15 protein-coding genes are annotated in these 20,134 nt (G+C 43.5%); 12 read left to right on the top strand and 3 right to left on the bottom strand.

What is annotated here, in order from left to right; all coding sequences use genetic code 11:
- The first annotated feature begins 2 nt into the window (after window positions 1-2).
- Window positions 3-1,238 carry a tRNA uracil 4-sulfurtransferase ThiI gene (thiI, locus tag IEX62_RS15135; RefSeq protein ID WP_188776370.1) on the top strand — a complete coding sequence of 412 codons (1,236 nt, stop codon included), beginning with the start codon at window positions 3-5 and terminating at the stop codon, window positions 1,236-1,238.
- A gap of 151 nt (window positions 1,239-1,389) precedes the next feature.
- On the opposite strand, the gene IEX62_RS15140 is transcribed toward thiI, so the two are convergent.
- Window positions 1,390-2,070, bottom strand: a complete 681-nt coding sequence (locus IEX62_RS15140; protein WP_188776371.1) for a TerC family protein — start codon at window positions 2,068-2,070, stop codon at window positions 1,390-1,392.
- Between the two features lie 511 nt (window positions 2,071-2,581).
- On the opposite strand from IEX62_RS15140, the gene IEX62_RS15145 reads away from it, so the two are divergent.
- The 4 genes from IEX62_RS15145 (at window position 2,582) to IEX62_RS15160 (ending at window position 8,283) form a co-directional block, all read left to right on the top strand.
- Window positions 2,582-3,082 (top strand): hypothetical protein, encoded by a 501-nt coding sequence (locus IEX62_RS15145; protein ID WP_188776372.1) that lies wholly within the window; start codon window positions 2,582-2,584, stop codon window positions 3,080-3,082.
- A 162-nt stretch (window positions 3,083-3,244) separates the two neighbouring features.
- Window positions 3,245-5,092 carry a translational GTPase TypA gene (typA, locus tag IEX62_RS15150; RefSeq protein WP_188776373.1) on the top strand — a complete coding sequence of 616 codons (1,848 nt, stop codon included), beginning with the start codon at window positions 3,245-3,247 and terminating at the stop codon, window positions 5,090-5,092.
- A 225-nt stretch (window positions 5,093-5,317) separates the two neighbouring features.
- Window positions 5,318-6,463: an LCP family protein gene (locus IEX62_RS15155; RefSeq protein WP_188776374.1), complete on the top strand. Its 1,146-nt coding sequence runs from the start codon at window positions 5,318-5,320 to the stop codon at window positions 6,461-6,463.
- Between the two features lie 482 nt (window positions 6,464-6,945).
- On the top strand, window positions 6,946-8,283 hold the full coding sequence (locus IEX62_RS15160; protein ID WP_188776375.1) for a PhoH family protein: 1,338 nt from the start codon (window positions 6,946-6,948) through the stop codon (window positions 8,281-8,283).
- Window positions 8,284-8,684: 401 nt separating this feature from the next.
- Here the strand turns inward: IEX62_RS15160 and IEX62_RS15165 are convergent, their stop codons facing one another.
- Window positions 8,685-9,821 (bottom strand): hypothetical protein, encoded by a 1,137-nt coding sequence (locus IEX62_RS15165; protein ID WP_188776376.1) that lies wholly within the window; start codon window positions 9,819-9,821, stop codon window positions 8,685-8,687.
- A 128-nt stretch (window positions 9,822-9,949) separates the two neighbouring features.
- On the opposite strand from IEX62_RS15165, the gene IEX62_RS15170 reads away from it, so the two are divergent.
- The 6 genes from IEX62_RS15170 to IEX62_RS24030 all read left to right on the top strand — a co-directional run bounded on the left by IEX62_RS15170 (window position 9,950) and on the right by IEX62_RS24030 (window position 17,324).
- Window positions 9,950-10,999: a ketopantoate reductase family protein gene (locus tag IEX62_RS15170; RefSeq protein ID WP_188776377.1), complete on the top strand. Its 1,050-nt coding sequence runs from the start codon at window positions 9,950-9,952 to the stop codon at window positions 10,997-10,999.
- Window positions 10,999-11,391 (top strand): DUF3397 domain-containing protein, encoded by a 393-nt coding sequence (locus IEX62_RS15175; protein WP_188776378.1) that lies wholly within the window; start codon window positions 10,999-11,001, stop codon window positions 11,389-11,391. The genes IEX62_RS15170 and IEX62_RS15175 overlap by 1 nt, the downstream gene beginning before the upstream one ends.
- A 199-nt stretch (window positions 11,392-11,590) precedes the next feature.
- Window positions 11,591-13,258, top strand: coding sequence for a peptide ABC transporter substrate-binding protein (locus IEX62_RS15180; protein WP_188776379.1), 1,668 nt, complete (start codon window positions 11,591-11,593; stop codon window positions 13,256-13,258).
- 424 nt (window positions 13,259-13,682) lie between these two features.
- Window positions 13,683-14,615, top strand: coding sequence for an ABC transporter permease (locus tag IEX62_RS15185; protein ID WP_188776380.1), 933 nt, complete (start codon window positions 13,683-13,685; stop codon window positions 14,613-14,615).
- Window positions 14,616-14,663: 48 nt separating this feature from the next.
- Entirely contained in the window at window positions 14,664-15,536 is an 873-nt protein-coding gene (locus IEX62_RS15190) for an ABC transporter permease (RefSeq protein ID WP_229685836.1), read from the top strand.
- A 21-nt stretch (window positions 15,537-15,557) separates the two neighbouring features.
- A complete protein-coding gene (locus IEX62_RS24030; RefSeq protein ID WP_188776381.1) occupies window positions 15,558-17,324 on the top strand; it encodes an ABC transporter ATP-binding protein in 1,767 nt (588 codons plus the stop codon).
- Window positions 17,325-17,621: 297 nt separating this feature from the next.
- Here IEX62_RS24030 and IEX62_RS15200 read toward each other — a convergent pair whose 3' ends face one another.
- Window positions 17,622-18,059, bottom strand: a complete 438-nt coding sequence (locus tag IEX62_RS15200) for a hypothetical protein (RefSeq protein WP_188776382.1) — start codon at window positions 18,057-18,059, stop codon at window positions 17,622-17,624.
- 341 nt (window positions 18,060-18,400) lie between these two features.
- Here IEX62_RS15200 and bshC point away from each other — a divergent pair, with 341 nt between their 5' ends.
- Window positions 18,401-20,047: a bacillithiol biosynthesis cysteine-adding enzyme BshC gene (bshC, locus tag IEX62_RS15205; protein WP_188776383.1), complete on the top strand. Its 1,647-nt coding sequence runs from the start codon at window positions 18,401-18,403 to the stop codon at window positions 20,045-20,047.
- Window positions 20,048-20,134: the final 87 nt, after the last annotated feature.

Here is a 20,134-nt window from a genome sequence, read left to right on the forward strand (position 1 = left end):
TTATGATCGGACATATTGATCGCCTGATGCTTCGTTTAGGTGAGATTACACTAAAAGGTAAAAATAGAGGACGATTTGAGAAAACAATCGCTGAGCATGTGCGCGAGGTGCTTCGTCCGTATCCGCAGGCAAAGCTCCAGCGTGAGTACGGCAGAATGTATGTGGATACAGGTGGTGTCCCAGCCGAGCAGCTCATTGAACGTTTGAAAAATATATTTGGAATCGTTGATATTATTCCAATTAAGCATACCGAGCCGGAGCTGGAAGCGATCATTGCCGCTGCGGTTGAGCTGGTTGGTGAATACGATCTCCAGCAAGAGACATCGTTTAAAGTGAATGCACGCCGTGTATGGAAGGAGTTTGCACATTCCTCACAGGATATGAACCGTCTGATCAGCTCGCCTGTATTGCGTGCGTATCCGTTACTCAAGGTGGATGTACGCCAGCCAGATATTGAGCTACGCGTCGAGGTGCGTGAAGGGATTGCGTATATTTACAGCCAGATCATTCCTGCTGCGGGGGGCTTCCCGCGCGGAAGTAATGGTCGTGCCATGCTGATGCTGTCGGGTGGGATCGATAGCCCGGTAGCAGGCTGGCACGCGATGAAGCGTGGTCTCGAGATTGAATGTGTGCATTTTCATAGTTATCCGTTCACCAGTGAACGTGCACGCGAAAAGGTCATCGATCTGGCACGTGTACTATCCAGCTACGGTGGTAAGGTTCGGCTGCATGTTGTACCCTTTACCGAAATTCAGACCTCGTTCACAACCACACGTCAGGATAATCTGATGATCACGTTGATGCGCCGTGCGATGCTACGGATTACAACCCGTCTGGCCGAGCAGCAAAAAGCACTGGCGATCGTGACTGGTGAAAGTCTGGGCCAGGTCGCAAGCCAGACGCTGAACAGTATGAATGTGATCGAGCGTGCAACGGATCTGCCAGTGCTGCGTCCACTTGTTATGCAGGACAAAGACCAGATCATCGAAACCGCACAGCAGATCGGAACGTATGAGCTATCGATTTTGCCATACGAGGATTGCTGTACGTTGTTCGTTCCACGTTCACCCGCAACGAACCCGAACCGCCGTGTCGTGGAAAAGGTCGAGGAAAACCTGCCGCTGGAAGAAATGATCGAGCGTGCTGTCCAGCAAACAGAGGTGCTCGATATTACACCGAGTATGCCTTCAGCATTATCTACGACAACAACCGAGTCCACCGATTCGGATTGGTTTTAATACCATTTAATTGTGATATAAAAAATGCCCCGATCCCTTAGCTTGATAAGGATCGGGGCATTGCTATGACTGTTAATTGCTATAGCTATCGAATTAAAGATGAACACAATAGACAACATAATAAAAGAACAAATCGGTCTTATCTTCGCTTTTATTCACTGGTTTCGCTAGTAGTCTGTCGATTTTTCAAATACCCTGCTAGTAGCACTCCAATCATAACAAATGCGATAAAGATCCACGTCCATAGCGGATGAGCGCCAAAGACGGATTGTAATCGACTTTCCTGTGTGATCATATGGGATGCGGTATACGCGAGCACTGCGCTCCCTACATAGATAATCCATGAGAATCGATTTGTTAATTTGATGAAAATGGTGCTTCCCCACACGACAATCGGTACACTAATACATAAGCCAATAATGACGAGCACCACATGCTGGTTAGCAGCACCTGCAACTGCAATTACATTGTCCAGTCCCATCGCGGCATCGGCAATAATAATCGTCCAGACTGCACTCCATAGCGAGGTGCCAGCTTTGACTTCCTTGTGATCTTCATTATCCGTTAGCAGCTTATACGCGATTGCGATCAGTAATAGACCACCAACAGCGAGCAACCATGGAATTTGCAGCAGCCAGATGACTGCTACCGTAGCGGCAATACGAATAATGACCGCGCCACCCATTCCGTATAAAATTGCTTTTTTCTGCGTTTGCTGAGGCAATTTGCGTGCGGCAAGGCCGATAACGATGGCATTGTCTCCGGCGAGAATAAGATCGATAAAAATAATATTCAACAGCGATAGCCAGAATGCAGGCTGTGTTATATCCATTACATTCACTCCTTCATTCAAATGAAAATGATTAATCCTACAGGGTAGCTGTGTACAGAGGTAGTGAATGCAATTCAGATGGATATCGTTATAAACAGGCATAATAGAATGCCAGCTAGATACCGATAATAGAAAGGCAAGCAACTACTGGAAATTATTCATATGAACTATGTTCCTTGACCGACATGTCGTATGTTAAAGCATACGTATTGGCAAGTAGTCCGGTTGCACATATATAATGAGCAAAGAGAAGTTTTGTTGTTTGTATAATGAGTCGAATGAGCAAAAGAGTTGCTTATTGTTTTAGAGGTGGAGCAGGGAACATGTATGTTGTTACTAAGGTGAGCAAGGAGGTCGCTTGCTTTCATAAGTCGAAAGTCGAGCAAGGAGAACGCTTGCTCTTATAGGTCGAGCAAGAAGAACGCTTGCTCTTATATGAATTAATAATAACCCGCTCTTTTATAGAGCTAAACGCAGATATCGAACAAAGGACAGAAGGAGGCGACATACTGTGAACAATCGTAATCAAGGCCTTTTTATTGTGCTGCTTATTGGTGCAGGTATTATTATTTTGCTAGGAAAGCTGGGGGTATTTGCATTTTTGGGGCGAGCTTTTTGGCCGCTGCTTATTTTACTGCCAGGGATCATCTTACAGCTTGCCTATTTTAGTCGCAGTATTTCGTCGTATTGGCTCATACCAGCTGGTATGCTGACGGTATATGGTGTGTTGTTTTTCCTATGTAATACATGGGGCTGGGGCTTGATGGATGTGCTGTGGCCATTGTTTATTGGTGGTGTGGCACTGGGACTGTATGAATATTATACGATGTCTCCGGTTCGTCTTGATCAGCGCATTGGCTGGGTGTCCTTGTTGCTTGGAGCGCTAACGATTGTATTATTGCTAGTGAATCTGCTCGGCTCTGCATTACTTTATGTGATTGCGATCGCGCTAATCGTCGCTGCAATCTGGTTATTTTTGGGACAAAATAAGTCCGGTAGAATGCGCAGATAACAGTAATTTTGCTTGATTTATGGGATTTATAACGTATAATAAATAATGAATCAATTTGCGAATGACGGTTTTCAGTAATTTCATTTAATATTTCATAACAAAATGTAGAGCGTCGGCTTCATTGACCGACGCTCCTTTTATGGAGAGGATTTGGAGAATTTTATGCATTTGAGAGAAAATATCCGCAATATCGCTATTATCGCCCACGTTGACCATGGTAAAACAACACTGGTTGACAAGCTGCTTCAGCAGTCAGGCATTTTCCGTGACCACGAAACTTTGCAGGAGCGTGCGATGGACTCCAACGATTTGGAGCGCGAACGCGGTATTACGATTCTGGCTAAAAATACAGCAATTACCTATAAAGAATATCTGATCAATATCGTGGATACTCCGGGACACGCCGACTTTGGTGGCGAGGTAGAGCGTATTATGAAAATGGTTGACGGCGTATTGCTCGTTGTTGATGCATACGAAGGTTGCATGCCGCAAACAAAATTCGTTCTGCGTAAAGCACTGGAGCACAACCTGACTCCAATCGTTGTCGTAAACAAAATCGACCGTCCAGCTGCACGTCCAGCTGAAGTAATCGACGAAGTACTGGAACTGTTCATCGAGCTCGGCGCGAACGATGAGCAACTTGACTTCCCGGTTGTATATGCTTCTGCATTGAACGGTACATCCAGCATGGAAGACGATCCTGCCAAACAGGACGACAACATGCAAGCTATTTACGATACAGTTGTAACGAATATTCCAGCACCAACAGAAGATACAGAGCAACCACTGCAATTCCTCGTAACCCTGATGGACTACAACGAATACCTGGGACGTATTGCGGTAGGTCGTGTTAACCGTGGTATTATCCGCCAAGGTCAACCTGTAACAGTTATCACGCGTGAAGGACAGAAAAAGTCCGCTCGTATCGAGAAGCTGTTTGGCTTCCAGGGTCTGAAGCGTGTTGAGGTTGAGCAAGCGGGTGCAGGTGATATCATCGCAATCGCAGGTATCAAGGACATCAACATCGGTGAAACAATCGCTGATCCACAAAATCCAGAAGCTTTGCCAGTTCTGAAAATCGATGAGCCAACACTGCAAATGACATTCCTCGTTAACAACAGTCCATTTGCTGGACGTGAGGGTAAATGGGTAACATCCCGCCGTCTGCGTGATCGCCTGTTCAAAGAGCTGGAAACAGACGTGAGCTTGCGTGTAGACGAAACAGAAAGCCCGGATGCTTATGTTGTATCGGGTCGTGGTGAGCTTCACCTTGGTATCCTGATCGAGAACATGCGTCGTGAAGGCTATGAGCTGCAAGTATCCAAGCCTGAAGTTATCGTACGCGAAATTGACGGCGTACGCATGGAGCCAATCGAGCGTCTGATGATCGACGTTCCTGAGGAGAGCATGGGTTCGGTTATGGAAAGTCTCGGAACACGTAAAGCCGAGATGGTTAACATGATTAACAACGGTTCGGGTCAAGTTCGTCTGGAATTCTTGATTCCAGCTCGTGGTCTGATCGGTTATCGTACGTACTTCCTGACACTGACTCGTGGTTACGGTATTATGAACCACGCATTTGATAGCTATGGTCCACTCGTAGCTGGTCAGGTTGGCGGACGTCACCAGGGTGTACTCGTTTCCAGCGAAAATGGTTCCTCTACACTGTACGGTATCCTGTCTGTTGAGGATCGCGGTACACTGTTCGTTGAGCCAGGCGCTGAAATCTACGAAGGTATGATCGTAGGTGAGCACACACGTGATAACGATATCGTCGTTAACATCTGTAAAGAAAAACAATTGACTAACGTTCGTTCGGCGACAAAGGACGATACGGTTAAAATGAAAACTCCACGTCTGTTCTCCTTGGAGCAAGCACTGGAATATCTGAACGATGACGAATACTGTGAAATCACACCAAAAGCGATTCGTCTGCGCAAAAAGATTCTGAACAAGAGCGAGCGCGAGCGTGCAGAGAAACACCGTAAAATGGCGGAATCTGGCCGTTAAGTTGCAATTGTAACCTGAATTGTTCATTATATTAGGTGGCTGTATCGTAACGCTTTCATGAGAAGCGCTGGCGATCCAGTCACCTTCCCTTATCTGGAAAGATAAGACGTTTGCTTCGTGGTCGCTGTGTTCGTCAGAGCTTATGTACATAGCAAGCTCAGGCAACATTTGGATGCACGTGGTAAGAGCCAAACGATAAATACGATGGAACAGGTGTTGAGAGCAATGAGTACGACTACAGGGGGACTGCCGCCACGCGCGGGGAATAAGGCTCAAAAAGCCAGCAATCCCAAGTCCAAAAAGAAACAAAAGAAAAAAGTGAGTGGCTTCAAGCGCTTTATGCAAATCGTACTGATCGTATTGTTGCTAAGCGTTGTTGGAGTAATGGCGTATGCCGGCTATCTATACTATCAGGTGGAAAATATGTTTGACGGTAAGGGAGGCGGCGCAACGCCTAATTCCGGTATCGTCGATACAAGAGTACCTCCGAAGTCTGCTAAGGAAAAGCCGATTACGATGATGCTGCTCGGGACGGATTATCGTAAGCAAACCGGTACACGTCTAACGGACGTTGTGATGGTCGCTACGCTGAATCCGGATACGAAGTCAGCGACGATTGTATCTCTGCCGCGTGATACGTACTTCCAGCTGGAAGGCTACATTCCGAACAAGCTGAACTCCTATTATCCGAAGTTTTATGCAAAGGATAAAAAGGACGGTACGAATAATGCGATGCAGGAAATGCAGACGATGCTCGGCAAATATCTTGGCGTTGATGTCGATTATACGACTGTTATCAACTTCAAGGGCTTTAGCGATGTGGTCGATGCAGTAGGCGGTGTTGATGTAAACGCAGCGATGAATATGTGTTATATCGATAATGCCGATGGTACGAACATTAATATCAAGGCAGGTCCTCAGCATTTGGACGGGGAACAAGCTCTTGGTTATGTACGTTATCGTCACTCCGGTAGCGGCTGTAGTCCACGTACGAAGGAATCGAGCGACTTTGACCGTAACAAGCGTCAAAATGAAGTTCTAAATTCGATCGTAGACAAAATTCAGTCGTTTAATGGAATTACCAAGCTGAGCTCGATCATCCAATCAGTAGACGATAATATGGAAACTGATATCGAGGGAAGCCAGTTCACAAACCTGCTCACCACATACTGGAATATTCCAAAAGCGAATATTAAGTACATGCCGGTGACGGGCGATTGGCGCAGTCCGTATGTGTATATTAACGAAACGGAATTAGCGAATGCGAAGCAGGCTTTGCAGGATGAGCTGAATGGTACGGCTACACACGCGGATCAGTTTGATGGTACATCAACAGGTGAGACGAGCGGTAGTCAGACATCAGCCCAATAAATAGATAGACATCATTCGATAAATGATGTTGGAATGACTGGGATGGAGGAGTATGAACGATACGAGCTACAGGCTTGCTAATCGTTCATGCACCTCCATTTTGCTATGTATTCCGGGTGTAATGGTTTCATTTTACATGTGTAGCATTTATGATATACTATCTGTGCACCTACCTTTAATGACAGCAAAGCAGTGATTGGGGGCCTGACCATGCGGAATCGAATTCATATCTGTACGATGTGGAAGCAGGTCATGCTGTGTACAATTGCAGACTGTTTAGTTATGAAGCTGTGTAAAGGCAGTGTGTTTTCATCATGCTTGTTCGCAATCATTTCTTTCGATAGGAAAAGTCTGGCCTGTTAGCGGGTCAGACTTTTTGGCGTTCATGAAGAGGAGGGTGAGGCTTGGCGATTCAGGAAGCGGGAAGCATAAGCTGGAGGCATCAGAGATCACAAACAATTCGTACCCAGGGGGGACTCTCCATGAAAAAGATTTTTGTATTGGATACCAATGTGCTTCTTCACGATCCGAATGCCATTTTCGCTTTTGAGGAAAATGATGTTATTATTCCCGCTGTTGTATTAGAAGAAATCGACTCCAAAAAACGCAACGCTGATGAAATTGGGCGTAACGCTCGCGGCGTTTCTCGTTCACTCGATGCTCTTCGTACGATTGGCCATCTGCATGATGGTGTACAACTGGAAACCGGAGGCACACTCCGTGTGGAGCTGAATCATCGTAGCTTTGCCCGTGTTCAAGAAATGTTTGGTGAGATTACAAACGATAACCGCATTCTGGCGGTTGCGCTGAATTATAAGCTGGAAGAGGAAGAAAAGCACAGTGATCGTAGCGTCATTCTTGTAAGTAAGGATGTGCTCGTTCGAGTTAAAGCCGATGTGCTGGGCGTGCAGACAGAGGATTATTTATCAGATCGTGCAGCTGAACCGAATGAGATGTACACCGGATATACGACGATAAAGGTGCATCCGTCGGTCATTGATGATTTTTATAATCATCGATATTTATCTGTACAGGCATTGCAGCTTCAGCAGGGCTATTCGTTTTATCCTAATGAATTCGTCATTCTCAAGGATGAAATGGGTAGTGCCAAGTCTGCTCTACTCAAAGTAAATGCAGATGCGAATCGCCTGGAGCCACTATTTCTTAGCAATGAGCCGGTCTGGGGCATTGCCGCTCGTAATGCGCAGCAGCGAATGGCGCTGGAGTTACTACTGAATGATGATATTCCACTGGTGACGATCACAGGTAAAGCAGGTACAGGTAAAACATTGCTTGCCCTTGCTGCTTCTCTATCTAAAGTAGAAGACGAACAAAAATATAAAAAGCTGTTGATCGCTCGTCCTGTCGTGCCAATGGGTAAGGATATCGGTTATTTACCGGGCGAAAAGGATGAAAAGCTTCGTCCGTGGATGCAGCCAATCTATGATAATTTGGAATACCTGTTTGACACGAAAAAAGCAGGCGATATCGATAAAATTCTGATGGGGATGGGTAGCATTCAAGTTGAAGCGTTGACGTATATCCGAGGACGCTCGATTCCGGGGCAATTCATCATTATTGATGAAGCACAAAACCTGTCGCGTCATGAAGTAAAAACGATCGTTTCTCGTGTCGGTGAAGGAAGTAAAATCGTCCTTGTTGGTGACCCTGATCAGATTGACCATCCGTATCTGGATTCGATCAGTAATGGTTTAACTCATGTGGTCGAGCATTTTAAGCAAGAGGGCATCAGTGGTCACATTACACTGGAAAAAGGCGAGCGCTCCAAGCTGGCTCAACTGGCTGCTGATCTACTATAGGAGAAGTATAAGATGTATGTTTTTCTTTAAATATAATCTAGGTGGTGTCTGAAAACTCGATTCAGGCTACCTTTAAATCGCATTATCCTTTTAATTCTTGTAAAAAGAAAAAGATGGAACTTTTTTAGCAAAAAGTATAGCAAAATGAAGTATAGTGTAGAGCTTTTAGACACGCCCTAATAAAAATCCCACTGTTTCGTATGAAGCGAAACAGTGGGGTTTTTTGATACATAGACTTTTTGATACATAGACTTTTTGATACATAGATTTTTTGATAGACAGACATTATAATCTATAATCTTGATTGAATTGTATTCAGCAATCTCATTAATCTTACCAAGCCCACTAAGTCTACTAAGCTCATCAAGCCTAGTATTTGATCCAAATGTCTGAATATCCTGTTACAACGACAATTCTAGCTCAATCTGCATTTGTCCAGCCGACATTTGCACACTTTTCGCCTTTAAATAAGAAATAATCTGCCCTGGATAAAAGCCAAGATCGAACTGATCCTCAAGCTCCTGTGCCGTTGTATCCGGTAGCTGAAGCCCATTGAACACCAGCTTGTCTACTTGAAACCGAATAGCATTTTGTGGCTCATTCTCTACAATATATCTTCCATCGATGACTAGCTTCAAATTACCCTCCTGACCATTCACTGTAATCCCCTGATCGGTAAAATGAAACTGAAAGCTGTCCGGTAATCTACCCTGATCATGAAGGAATTGATTGAGCTGTTGTTCAGTGATTGTAATCGTATAGCTGCGTCCACGAATCTGAATAGCATCTGGTTCCGATTTGAGGAAGCTTGGAAACTCATTCATCGATTGAGCCAGACTGTTAAAATACCCACGAACCTCGTACAACCCGATATTTTCCCAGTAATTATTCATCTCTTGCATAAGCTGACGTACGATTGTCGGATTATCAGAGGAAGCGACGCTAGAATCAATCTGCTGGCGAAGCTGTGCTACGCGCTGCTTTTGCTGCTTGAGATTTACACCAATCTGCTGTAGCTCGTTTGATGTTCTTGTCAGCTCCTGCTGCTTACTTAGCATCTGGTTATATTGCTCCTGATAGCTGGTCATAATATCATGATCATGGTCAATAATCATGCGATAATATTCGTAAAAGGTAAGCATACCTGATAAACTGCCAGTATTTAGCAGAGCTAGCCAGAGCTGATCCCGTTCGCCTGTATAGTAGGCGATCAGCACACGATCCGACTGTGCACGAGCAGAGTTTAGCTCTTTTTGCTGTACAATGAGCTCCTGTTGTAGCTGACTATACTGCTTGCGGGCTGTTTGTTCCTTTGCTCCGACGCGTGCAATCTCATGATCCAGCTCCTGAGCAGATAGACTATTTTCAAGCAATTGACGCGTCTGTTCATCAATATGATCAATAGAAGGCGCATTGGACGAAGCAGCTTGGATACTGTTCGCTGCGCTCACATGGAGCGGCTGTAGTGTTTCGGCAAACAGAAGAATACACGTCAGCAGAAGGCAGCCGATGCGTAGCTGTCGTTTAAATGGTTTCATGAATCGCCGCCTCCCTGTATAATAGATGATTAACTGCACTTTTTTTGCTGACCGATTATAACTAATGATACGAATTAACATATCCAGCATTCTTATTGTAGCGTAAGATTGGCAGGGAGGGAAACAACATGCGTATAGATATTGTGGGTGGAGGCTCACTGGGGCTTCTTTTTTTTAGTAAGCTGGCATTATCGTGGCAGACGGATTCAGAATATTCAGGAGCACAGTCCCACAAGCTACATTTATGGACAAGAACAAAAGCGCAAGCTGAGTATATTCGCGAGGAAGGTATCGCATTTCAAGAGGGGCAGGATCAGCCGGTACATTCACTGGTGCCTCATTCTATTCCAGGCTGCTTGGTAGCGGCAGTAGAGGAAAGCGTACTCACAGCTAATTCAGATCAGGGCATCATCACCGAGAAAGCTGATCTCATTTTACTAACCGTAAAGCAGCAGCATATCCATTCAGAATTGATCCAATGGTTATCCGAAAGAATGCATAAAGATACTCTCATTATTACGATGCAAAACGGATTAAGAACCGATTCAATATGGCCAGGCGCATGGCAGGTTTATGTTGGTGTTACGACAGAGGGAGCAAAGAAACTCTCACCTGTCTCTGTAGTGCACTCAGGACATGGACAAACGTATATAGGCAATGGAGCGACATTGTATGGTTCTTCGGCAGTATGCGGGCAAGCAACGACGATGGACGGTTATGAAGAAGGAACTATTGCTTTTTTATTAAAATCATTAACAAAAGCAGGATTTATAGCGACTTTGTCGAAAGATATAGAGATAGAGGTCTATCGGAAACTGACAATTAATGCGGTCATCAACCCGCTTACAGCGCTGTGGCGTGTCTCCAATGGAGAGCTTCTCGCAAGTGAAGCACGCATAGCGATCATGCGGCAGTTATTTGATGAAGCCATAGCAGTGTATGGCAAAAACGATATAGGATGGTCAGAAGCCTGGTGGAATGATATCTTACAGGTATGCCGTGCAACAGCAAGCAATACGTCATCTATGCTAGCTGATGTATTGAACCATCGTTCCACAGAGATCGATTGGATCAATGGAGCGATCGTTGGTTTGGCGCAGCGTGTCCAGATAGAGGCCCCTGCGCACGAATGGATGTGTAAACTAATTGAATCATTGACAGTAGAGGAGGCCGACTGATGGGGGGACTTTTCGGGTGGTTACTAAATGGTGCTATATTTCTAAGCCTGGTGCCATTCATCCCGTTTGTAGCCGCATACCTGATCGCGATACTACGTAAAAAAACGAAGAAACAGGCTGTTGCCATTGCTATGGATGTGACAACACCCTTTTTGTATATCTCGGTCGCTGCGCTATTCAATACGATCTTTAATAGTAAGCTTGGCTTCTATATCTTTTTACTCATTTTGTTGCTGGCGTTAGGTCTGATTGGTAGTGCGCAAAACCGTTTAAAAGGAAAAGTTGATTTTCAGCGTTTATTCCGAGCCGTATGGCGATTATCATTTTTCTTTTTGAGCTTAGGTTACATCGTGCTGCTAATTATTGCTATTTTGCAATACATAACACGATAATCATGTCGAAAATTGGAATATTCTTGCTGCATGTCAGGTATTCGACCGTGTCATGAAGCATAATTTACTGTATAATGTGACAAAAATGTTGAAAAAAACGAAAAAAAACGTTTTTTTTAAGTTTAAGATATAGATTTTTTTGACCACTGGTTGTATAATCTAAAAGCATATACCACATTTTTTAGGGGGAAACTGCTAGATGAAAAAGAAAAGTTGGTTAGTACTTATGGTACTCGTACTGGCTTTCGGGTCATTGCTCGCAGCTTGCGGCAGCTCCGGAAACAGCAGTACAGGTACAAGTGGAGAATCAGGAGAAGGAACAACAGCATCGCAGGATCTGCGTATTAACATGAGTGCTGAACCACCTACTTTTGATCCAGCTCAGGCAAAAGATAGCCAGACAAACACTGCTCTGAAGCTGATGTATGAAGGTCTGACACGTATGGGCGCCGATGGTAACCCGGTTCCTGGTGTCGCTGAGAAATGGGACGTTTCCGAAGACGGTTTGAAATATACTTTCCACCTTCGTGCAAATGCAACTTGGAACAATGGCGACCCTGTAACAGCAGAAGATTTTGCTTATGCTTGGGAGCGCGTACTGAGCCCTGAAACAACTCCAGCATCTGAATATGCTTACCAGCTTTACTACCTGAAAAATGGCGAAGCGTTCAACACTGGTAAAATCAAAGATTTCTCCCAGGTTGGCGTGAAGGTTGTTGACGACAAGACACTGGAAGTAACTCTGGCAGATCCAGCTCCTTACTGGCTCGGTCTGACATCCTTCTACACTTACTATCCTGTAAACAAGAAGAACGTTGAAGCTAATGCTCAGTGGGCTGCAAAAGCAGACACTATGGTAACTAACGGACCGTTCACTCTGACTACATGGACAACAGGTCAACAACTTGCTTGGACGAAAAACGACAAGTATTGGGATAAAGATAACATCAAGCTGAACACAATCACTGCTTCCCTGGTTAACTCCGGTGCTACTGAGTACTCCAGTTACCAAAGCGGACAGCTTGACTACGCTGGTCAACCAACTGGTGAAATTCCAACAGATCAAATTGCTGCTGCTAAACAACAATTCCCGGATCAATTCCAAGCTAAGGGTATTGCAAGTACGTATTACTATGAATTCAACAACAAAGAAAAACCTTTCGATAATGCAAAAATCCGTAAGGCATTTGCAATGTCTATTGATCGCAAGGCGCTTGTGGATAATGTAACACTGGGCGGACAATTACCAGCATATGGTTTCGTGCCTCCAGGTATCAAAGGTCAGAACGAAGAATATCGCACTGAGTTTAAAGATAGCTACTTCACAGAAGATGTAGCACAAGCTAAACAATTACTTGCAGAAGGTATGAAAGAAGAAGGTTATACTACATTACCTCCTGTAACTCTGATCTACAATACGCTAGAATCCCATCAAAAAATTGCTTTGGCAATTGCTGATATGTGGAAGAAAAATCTTGGTGTTGATGTGAAAACAGAAAACCAAGAGTGGAGCGTATTCCTAAATAATCGCCAAAGTGGAAATTATCAAATTGCCCGTGCTGGTTGGACTGCGGACTATAATGATCCAATGACATTTATGGATCTGTGGTTAACTAACGGTGGTAACAATGATGCTAAATACAGTAATCCAGCTTATGACAAATTAGTTAAAGACGCAAAATCAACTCAAGATAATACGAAGCGTATGGCTGATATGTCGCAAGCAGAAAAAATGCTTATTGAAGATGATATGGCAATTATGCCGATTTATTATTACACTAATATTTCTTTGGTTAAACCTAACCTGAAAGGTGTAAGTATTGATTTCAGCGGATCAGTTGACTTCACACGTGCATATTTCCAATAATTTAATAAAAATTAGCAGTTAGATGATTGCTGCGGGATATATGTGGTTGTTGTTGCCATATATATCCCGCTTTTATGTGTGTTTTACGTTTTACCATATATTTCTTTTTCTAACGTTGAATATTGCAGGTATTGCACTTGTTTCTTTTTATATAGAGAGTATAGAAGGTGACGAGCATGTGTTCATTTTGCAAAAGTAAAACTTGAAATATATCAAGATTATTGGTGTAAAGAGCATATTTCTTGTTCGTCTGAAATTAGAGTTGCTTTTGGGTTGTATGCTTTTAAAAGTAACTTTCTTTTTCTCATATGAGTTAATAATATTCTGTATTTTACACAACTTGTAATGCGGATTTAATAATCTGTAGAAGAAATAGAATGGTTTTATGTAAAATCTACAATGGACAAAGGAGGGTTCCAGAAAAATGGCTAGGTACATTGCAAGCAAATTTTTCTTTACGTTGGTATCTTTATTCGTACTGATATCATTGACATTTTTTCTGATGAAAATTATTCCGGGTGATCCGTTTATGTCCGAGAAGGCAATCCAACCACAAATTAAAGCCCGCTTAATGGCACAATATGGATTAGATCAACCTATTCCGGTGCAATACGTACGATATTTAGGGAATATTATCCAAGGCGATCTAGGTGTCTCGATGAGATATCAAAATCAGGATGTTACTGGACGAATTGCACAAACATTCCAACCTTCCCTGCAAATCGGTATTTTTGCGATTATTATTTCTATTATCGTCGGAATTGTACTTGGTATGATTGCAGCTTTGTATCATCGTAAATTGATTGACCACATTGCCATGGTGCTTGCTATTATTGGTATAGCGGTTCCAAGTTTTGTACTTGCAACATTAATTCAATATGTATTTGCACTTAAGCTCGGTTGGTTTGATGTCATGGGCTTTAGTAAACCAAGTGACTTTGTATTGCCTGTTGTTGCACTTGCTGTTCAACCGATTGCATTTATTGCCCGTCTAACTCGTTCTAGTATGTTGGAAGTACTTAATTCAGAATATATTAAAACAGCTAAAGCTAAAGGTCTGAATGGGTTTACAATCATGACACGCCATGTACTACGTAATGGCGTACTGCCTGTTGTAACTTATGTAGGTCCAATGACTGCAAACGTTATTACAGGTTCCGTTGTTATTGAGCAGATTTTCGGCATCGGCGGCATCGGTAAAGTATTCGTAGAAAGTATCACAAATCGTGATTACACTATGATTATGGGTGTAACAATTTTTTATGGTGTTATCCTGATGTTAGCTCGGTTTGTAACAGATATTCTATATGTTCTGGTTGATCCTCGTATCAAACTGACAGGTAAAAAGGGGGCTTAAACATTGGCAGCGAATGAAAAGAAAACTCCAAATCCTACGACTGCTGATGTGACGATAGATCCAACTACACAGCAAAAAAGTATGTCGCTTCTTCAAGATGCAATGTATCGTCTCGTGAGAAATCCCGTAGCAATGATTAGTCTAGGTGTATTACTTGTCATTATTATTATGGCACTTGCAGGACCTCACATGGTTCCTTACAACTATTATAGCAATGATCTAATGAATACGAATAAGCCACCTTCAGCTGAACATTGGTTCGGCACCGACAATCTTGGACGTGATATGTGGGTTCGTACTTGGAGTGGCGCTCAAATTTCATTGCTTGTTGGTTTCTCAGCAGCTTTGATTGACTTGATCATTGGTGTCATTTATGGTGCTATTATGGGTTACAAAGGCGGAAGAACAGATGAGGTTATGAATAAAATTTCAGAAATTTTATATTCTATTCCTTATCTGTTAGTCGTCATCTTGTTACTTGTAGTTATGGAGCCTGGTTTGAAAACTATTATTTTTGCACTTGCTGTAACAGGCTGGATAACGATGGCATGGATCGTTCGTGGTGAAATTATTCAGCTCAAAAATCGAGATTTCATTTTGGCTGCACGTTCTATGGGGGTAGGTGCTGGTCGACAGCTTTTCAGACACTTGCTGCCTAATGCACTTGGTCCGATCATTGTTACTGTAACATTATCTGTACCTAATGCTATATTTGCTGAAGCATTTTTGAGTTTCTTAGGACTGGGTGTGCAAGCCCCAATATCTTCTTTAGGTTCAATGATTAACGATGCGCTTCAAGGCTGGAACCTGTATCCTTGGCGTATGTGGTTCCCTGCTGGTCTGATCTGCTTGACTATGCTGGCATTTAACCTGCTTGGTGATGGTTTGCGTGATGCGCTTGACCCTAAACTGAAAAAATAATATCCATAGGAGGTGGGCTTAGTGGAGAAAATCTTAACAGTAAAAAACTTGAGCGTATCCTTCAATACTCGTGCCGGTGAATTTAAAGCCGTTAAAGATGTGAATTTCGAGATTGGAAAAGGGGAAACGGTCGGTATTGTAGGGGAGTCCGGTAGTGGTAAGAGTGTAACGGCTCAAACGATTATGCGGTTGATCCCTTCTCCGCCTTCTATTATTAAAAGTGGAGAAATAACATTTTTGGGCGAAAGCCTGCTGAGCAAAACCGATAAGCAAATGGAATCGATCCGTGGTAAAGATATCGGTATGATCTTCCAGGATCCGATGACTTCGCTTAACCCAACGATCAAGGTGGGTAAGCAAATTACTGAAGTTTTGCGTAAGCACCAGAAAATGAATGCGAATGAAGCGAAAGCATCAGCGCTCGAAATGCTGAAGCTGGTTGGGATCAAAAATCCTGAAATTCGTTTCAATCATTATCCGCACCAATTTTCCGGTGGTATGCGTCAGCGTGCAATGATCGCGATCGCTCTGGCTTGCCGTCCATCGCTGCTGATTGCCGATGAGCCGACTACAGCGCTTGATGTAACGATCCAGGCACAGATTCTTGATCTGATGAAGGATATGCAGCAAAAGCTGGGCACTTCGATTATTCTGATTACGCATGACCTTGGCGTTGTAGCAGGTATGTGTGACCGTGTCGTTGTTATGAAGGAAGGGGATGTTGTCGAAACTGGCACAACCTCTGAAATCTTCAAAAATCCTCAGCATCCGTACACGAAGCGTCTGCTGAATGCATTGCCTCGTCTGGATGAGCCGAAAAAGCCAAAACTGGCTTCCGGTATGGCTGGTTTGGACCCAACGCGTCCGCTCGTTGAAGTAACCAACCTGCGCCAGCATTTCAATCTGGGCAAAGGCAATATTTTGAAAGCTGTTAATGATATCAGCTTCAAAATCTACGAAGGCGAAACGCTGGGCGTAGTTGGTGAGTCGGGTTGCGGTAAGTCGACAACGGGTCGTACGATGCTGCGTCTGTATGAGCCAACGGGTGGTAGTGTGAAATTTAACGGAACGGATATTTTCAGCCTGTCTCCACGCAAAATGAAAGCGATGCGTAAAGATATGCAGATGATTTTCCAGGATCCGTATGCATCGCTTAACCCGCGCTTTAACGTTATGGATATTATCGGCGAATCGCTGGATATCCACGGTCTGGCTGGTAGCCGTGCCGAGCGTAAAAAGCGTGTAGAAGAGCTGCTGGATATGGTTGGTTTGAACCCGAGCCATGCACTGCGTTATCCGCATGAATTCTCCGGTGGTCAAAGACAACGTATCGGTATTGCTCGTGCACTTGCAGTTAATCCAAAATTCATCATCTGTGACGAGCCATTGTCGGCACTCGACGTTTCGATTCAGGCACAGGTTGTTAAATTGCTGGAAGAGCTGCAACAGCGTCTCGGTCTGACGTATCTGTTCATCGCGCACGATCTGTCGATGGTGAAGCATATTAGTGACCGTGTAGCTGTTATGTACATGGGTAAAATTGTAGAGCTGGCAGAAAGTGAAGAACTGTATGCTAACCCACTGCATCCGTACACTAAGACTCTATTGTCTGCAATTCCGATTCCAGATCCAGAGGTTGAAGTTAACAAACGCAGAATTCTATTACCAGATGAGCAACAAGCACCAGTAGAGTCGGCTAATCCGAACGCATCGAAAGATCCATTCGACCTTGAAAATTCTGAATTGATTGAAGTTTCACCAGGTCATTGGGTTGCACAAACAGTCTAATTCCGAAATTTTTTCTTGATTAAATGCACCTCTAAAAATGAACATTAGAAACCTTAATGGTAAACTAATGAGCATTCTGAGGTGCATTTTTGCATTGATCAAGCCTATAATATCTTATTTGCATTATGGGTTTGAATGAAATTAGAAGTGAAATCGCTATTCAATGAATGGCAAACGATTAAAAAATAATTATGCAGAGAGGCTCTTTTTTAAATGAATACATTGAAAATGTAAAAAACAGACGCCAGTAAAATACCAGCATCTGTTTCTTTTGAAAAATGATTTTTTAAACAACTGTTACCCTTGGTTGGGTTGATAAAAGTGATAGCCAGGAATAGAGTTGGAAGTAGTACTTTTTACTTTGGAACTGTCTACTTGAATTTGAAGCAGTGAAACACCTCCAGTGTTTAGATAAGCTACACTTTTAATAGCCGCTCCAGTATAGTATTTTCCAATAACATTTTTAAATTCAGGTGAACCTTCTGCAATGAACTCTTCTCCATCACCACTGCATTTGTAATAAGCCCATTGTTCGTTATTGTTTAATTTTTTTCCCGTTTTATAATCTGTTACTGATGTTACTACTCCTTTTAAATACATATGATGACCATCAGAATATGTAGCACAACTTGAGTTTGCTGCTGATGCTACATCAGCTAAGCTCACACTACTAGTTAAACCAACTGCAAAAGTTACTGCTAATAAAGCTTTACCTACTTTGAAGTTCTTTTTCATTACTATTCCTTCTTTCTAAAGTAAATTGTACTACTTTGTTGCTGCACACAGAATAACATCCATTCCATTTAATCACAAATATGAAAATCAAAGCATAGTGGAGTTATCCAGAATTAAGTGTTACTTGTAGAGTGGAAAATAATTAAATTAATTATTATAAGAAGAATTTTAATGATTGACAGACTAATACTAAAATAATATCATATAAACTTTGTCTTTAATCAATAGATAACTGTATTAATTTACAGCTTAATGCTTTGACTAAACGGATATACTTTCGTACAATCAAATAAGGTTTAGAAAGTTACAATAAGTAACAACGATGAGGAGGCCCTTACCCCATGAATGTAGTTCCGGAGAGGCTACCTGCGAATCAACCGCTAGCAGAGCGGTATATGAATGATTTTGCATCGGTAAGCAGCTTGTACAATATGAATGTAACTGATCCGCAGACCTGGATTCAGCGTGCCGCCTGGCTGGATCAGCAAGAGCACTCCCGGATTGAACGTGGAGCGTTGGTTGACTGCCTAACGCAGTACAACCTTACACATAATGAGCATGAGGCTGTACAGCAATCGCTTGAGCTATTGCGTCAGCCAAATACACTGACAATGGTAGGTGGACAGCAAAGTGGCTTGTTCACTGGGCCTTTGCTGGTGATTTATAAGGTCGTTACATTGATTCTGTCCGCGCGTCATGCAGCAGAGCAGTTGGATCGCCCAGTCGTACCTGTATTCTGGATTGCTGGTGAGGATCATGACTGGGATGAGGTCAATCATACGTATTTGCCAGACGAGGATGGTCAGGCTGTGCGGATTCGTATGGAGCATGAGCGTGGTGGACATTCGCCAGTGAGTCGCACACTGATTACAGAGGAGCATATCGCTCCAGTGCTACGTCAATTTGAAGGCTTGCTACCGGATACGGAGCACAAAGGCGAATGGATTGCAGAGCTGGAACGATGTATGCGGCAGTCCGACAATCTCAGCAGTGCATTTGCACGTCAGCTAGGTCGTCTGTTTGGACGCTTCGGACTCGTTCTTCTTGATTCGGATGCGTCTCAGCTGCGTGAATTGGAAAAGCCCGTATTTCGCCGCATTATTGAACAGAATGACGGTTTGACAGAAGCATATCTTGCGGCTTCTCGTGAAGTGCGTGAGGCTGGTTATGATGAACAGGCAACGGTTGCAGAGGACGGCGCCAATCTGTTTTATATTCATACAGATGAAGTTTATACGGCAGAACGTTTGCTGCTGTTCAAGCGTGATGGACATTTTACCGATCGCAAAGGTCTGGTTACTTTTACAAAGGAAGAGCTGCTGGAGCTTGTAGAGCAGCATCCTGAACGTTTTAGCAATAATGTACTGACTCGTCCATTGATGCAGGAATCCCTGTTCCCTGTGCTGGGTACGATTCTGGGTACAGGTGAGATTGCTTACTGGGCATTGACGCGTCAGGCATTCCAAACACTGGGTATGCAAATGCCACCGATTGTACCGCGGATGTCCTTTACCGTTGTGGAAGATAAAATTCAACAGCTGCTGACTCGCTTTCAGCTATCCTTTGATGATGTGCGTGAACGCTTTGCTGACATTCGGCAGGAATGGCTGGAAGCACAGGAGGATTATAATCTGGATCAGCGCTTTGCTGAGCTGAAACGTCAATTTGCAGCATTGTATGCTCCATTTGTAGAAGGGCTGGCTGAGGTGGATGCTTCGCTGCCGCATATTGCTGATACGAATCAGCATAAAATTGAAGCACAGATTGATTACTTGCATCGCAAAAGTCTCAACGCTGTAGAAAAACAGCATGAGGTTGGCCTGCGCCGACTCGATCGCATCGCACATTCGCTGTATCCGTTCGGCAAGCCACAGGAGCGGACGATTAATAGCTACTATTATATTGGCCGCTATGGTGAGCGCTGGTTGGATCAGTTGCTATCGCTGGAGCCAGACTTGAACGGTGGGCATCGACTGTTGTACATGTGATCGGTGAAGTAACATTCTCCTGCATATCGATTGCTATCCACACATACTGGGGTATCCATTTGAAAGTCAGGTATCATAAACGAATCG

The organism is Paenibacillus hunanensis (genome assembly GCF_014645615.1).
Classification (GTDB): domain Bacteria; phylum Bacillota; class Bacilli; order Paenibacillales; family Paenibacillaceae; genus Saccharibacillus; species Saccharibacillus hunanensis.

Coding starts and splice junctions, on each gene's coding strand:
- thiI (WP_188776370.1), top strand. CDS start 3: ATGATCGGACATATTGATCGCCTGATGCTTCGTTTAGGTGAGATTACA.
- IEX62_RS15140 (WP_188776371.1), bottom strand. CDS start 2,070: ATGGATATAACACAGCCTGCATTCTGGCTATCGCTGTTGAATATTATT.
- typA (WP_188776373.1), top strand. CDS start 3,245: ATGCATTTGAGAGAAAATATCCGCAATATCGCTATTATCGCCCACGTT.
- IEX62_RS15155 (WP_188776374.1), top strand. CDS start 5,318: ATGAGTACGACTACAGGGGGACTGCCGCCACGCGCGGGGAATAAGGCT.
- IEX62_RS15160 (WP_188776375.1), top strand. CDS start 6,946: ATGAAAAAGATTTTTGTATTGGATACCAATGTGCTTCTTCACGATCCG.
- IEX62_RS15165 (WP_188776376.1), bottom strand. CDS start 9,821: ATGAAACCATTTAAACGACAGCTACGCATCGGCTGCCTTCTGCTGACG.
- IEX62_RS15170 (WP_188776377.1), top strand. CDS start 9,950: ATGCGTATAGATATTGTGGGTGGAGGCTCACTGGGGCTTCTTTTTTTT.
- IEX62_RS15175 (WP_188776378.1), top strand. CDS start 10,999: ATGGGGGGACTTTTCGGGTGGTTACTAAATGGTGCTATATTTCTAAGC.
- IEX62_RS15180 (WP_188776379.1), top strand. CDS start 11,591: ATGAAAAAGAAAAGTTGGTTAGTACTTATGGTACTCGTACTGGCTTTC.
- IEX62_RS15185 (WP_188776380.1), top strand. CDS start 13,683: ATGGCTAGGTACATTGCAAGCAAATTTTTCTTTACGTTGGTATCTTTA.
- IEX62_RS15200 (WP_188776382.1), bottom strand. CDS start 18,059: ATGAAAAAGAACTTCAAAGTAGGTAAAGCTTTATTAGCAGTAACTTTT.
- bshC (WP_188776383.1), top strand. CDS start 18,401: ATGAATGTAGTTCCGGAGAGGCTACCTGCGAATCAACCGCTAGCAGAG.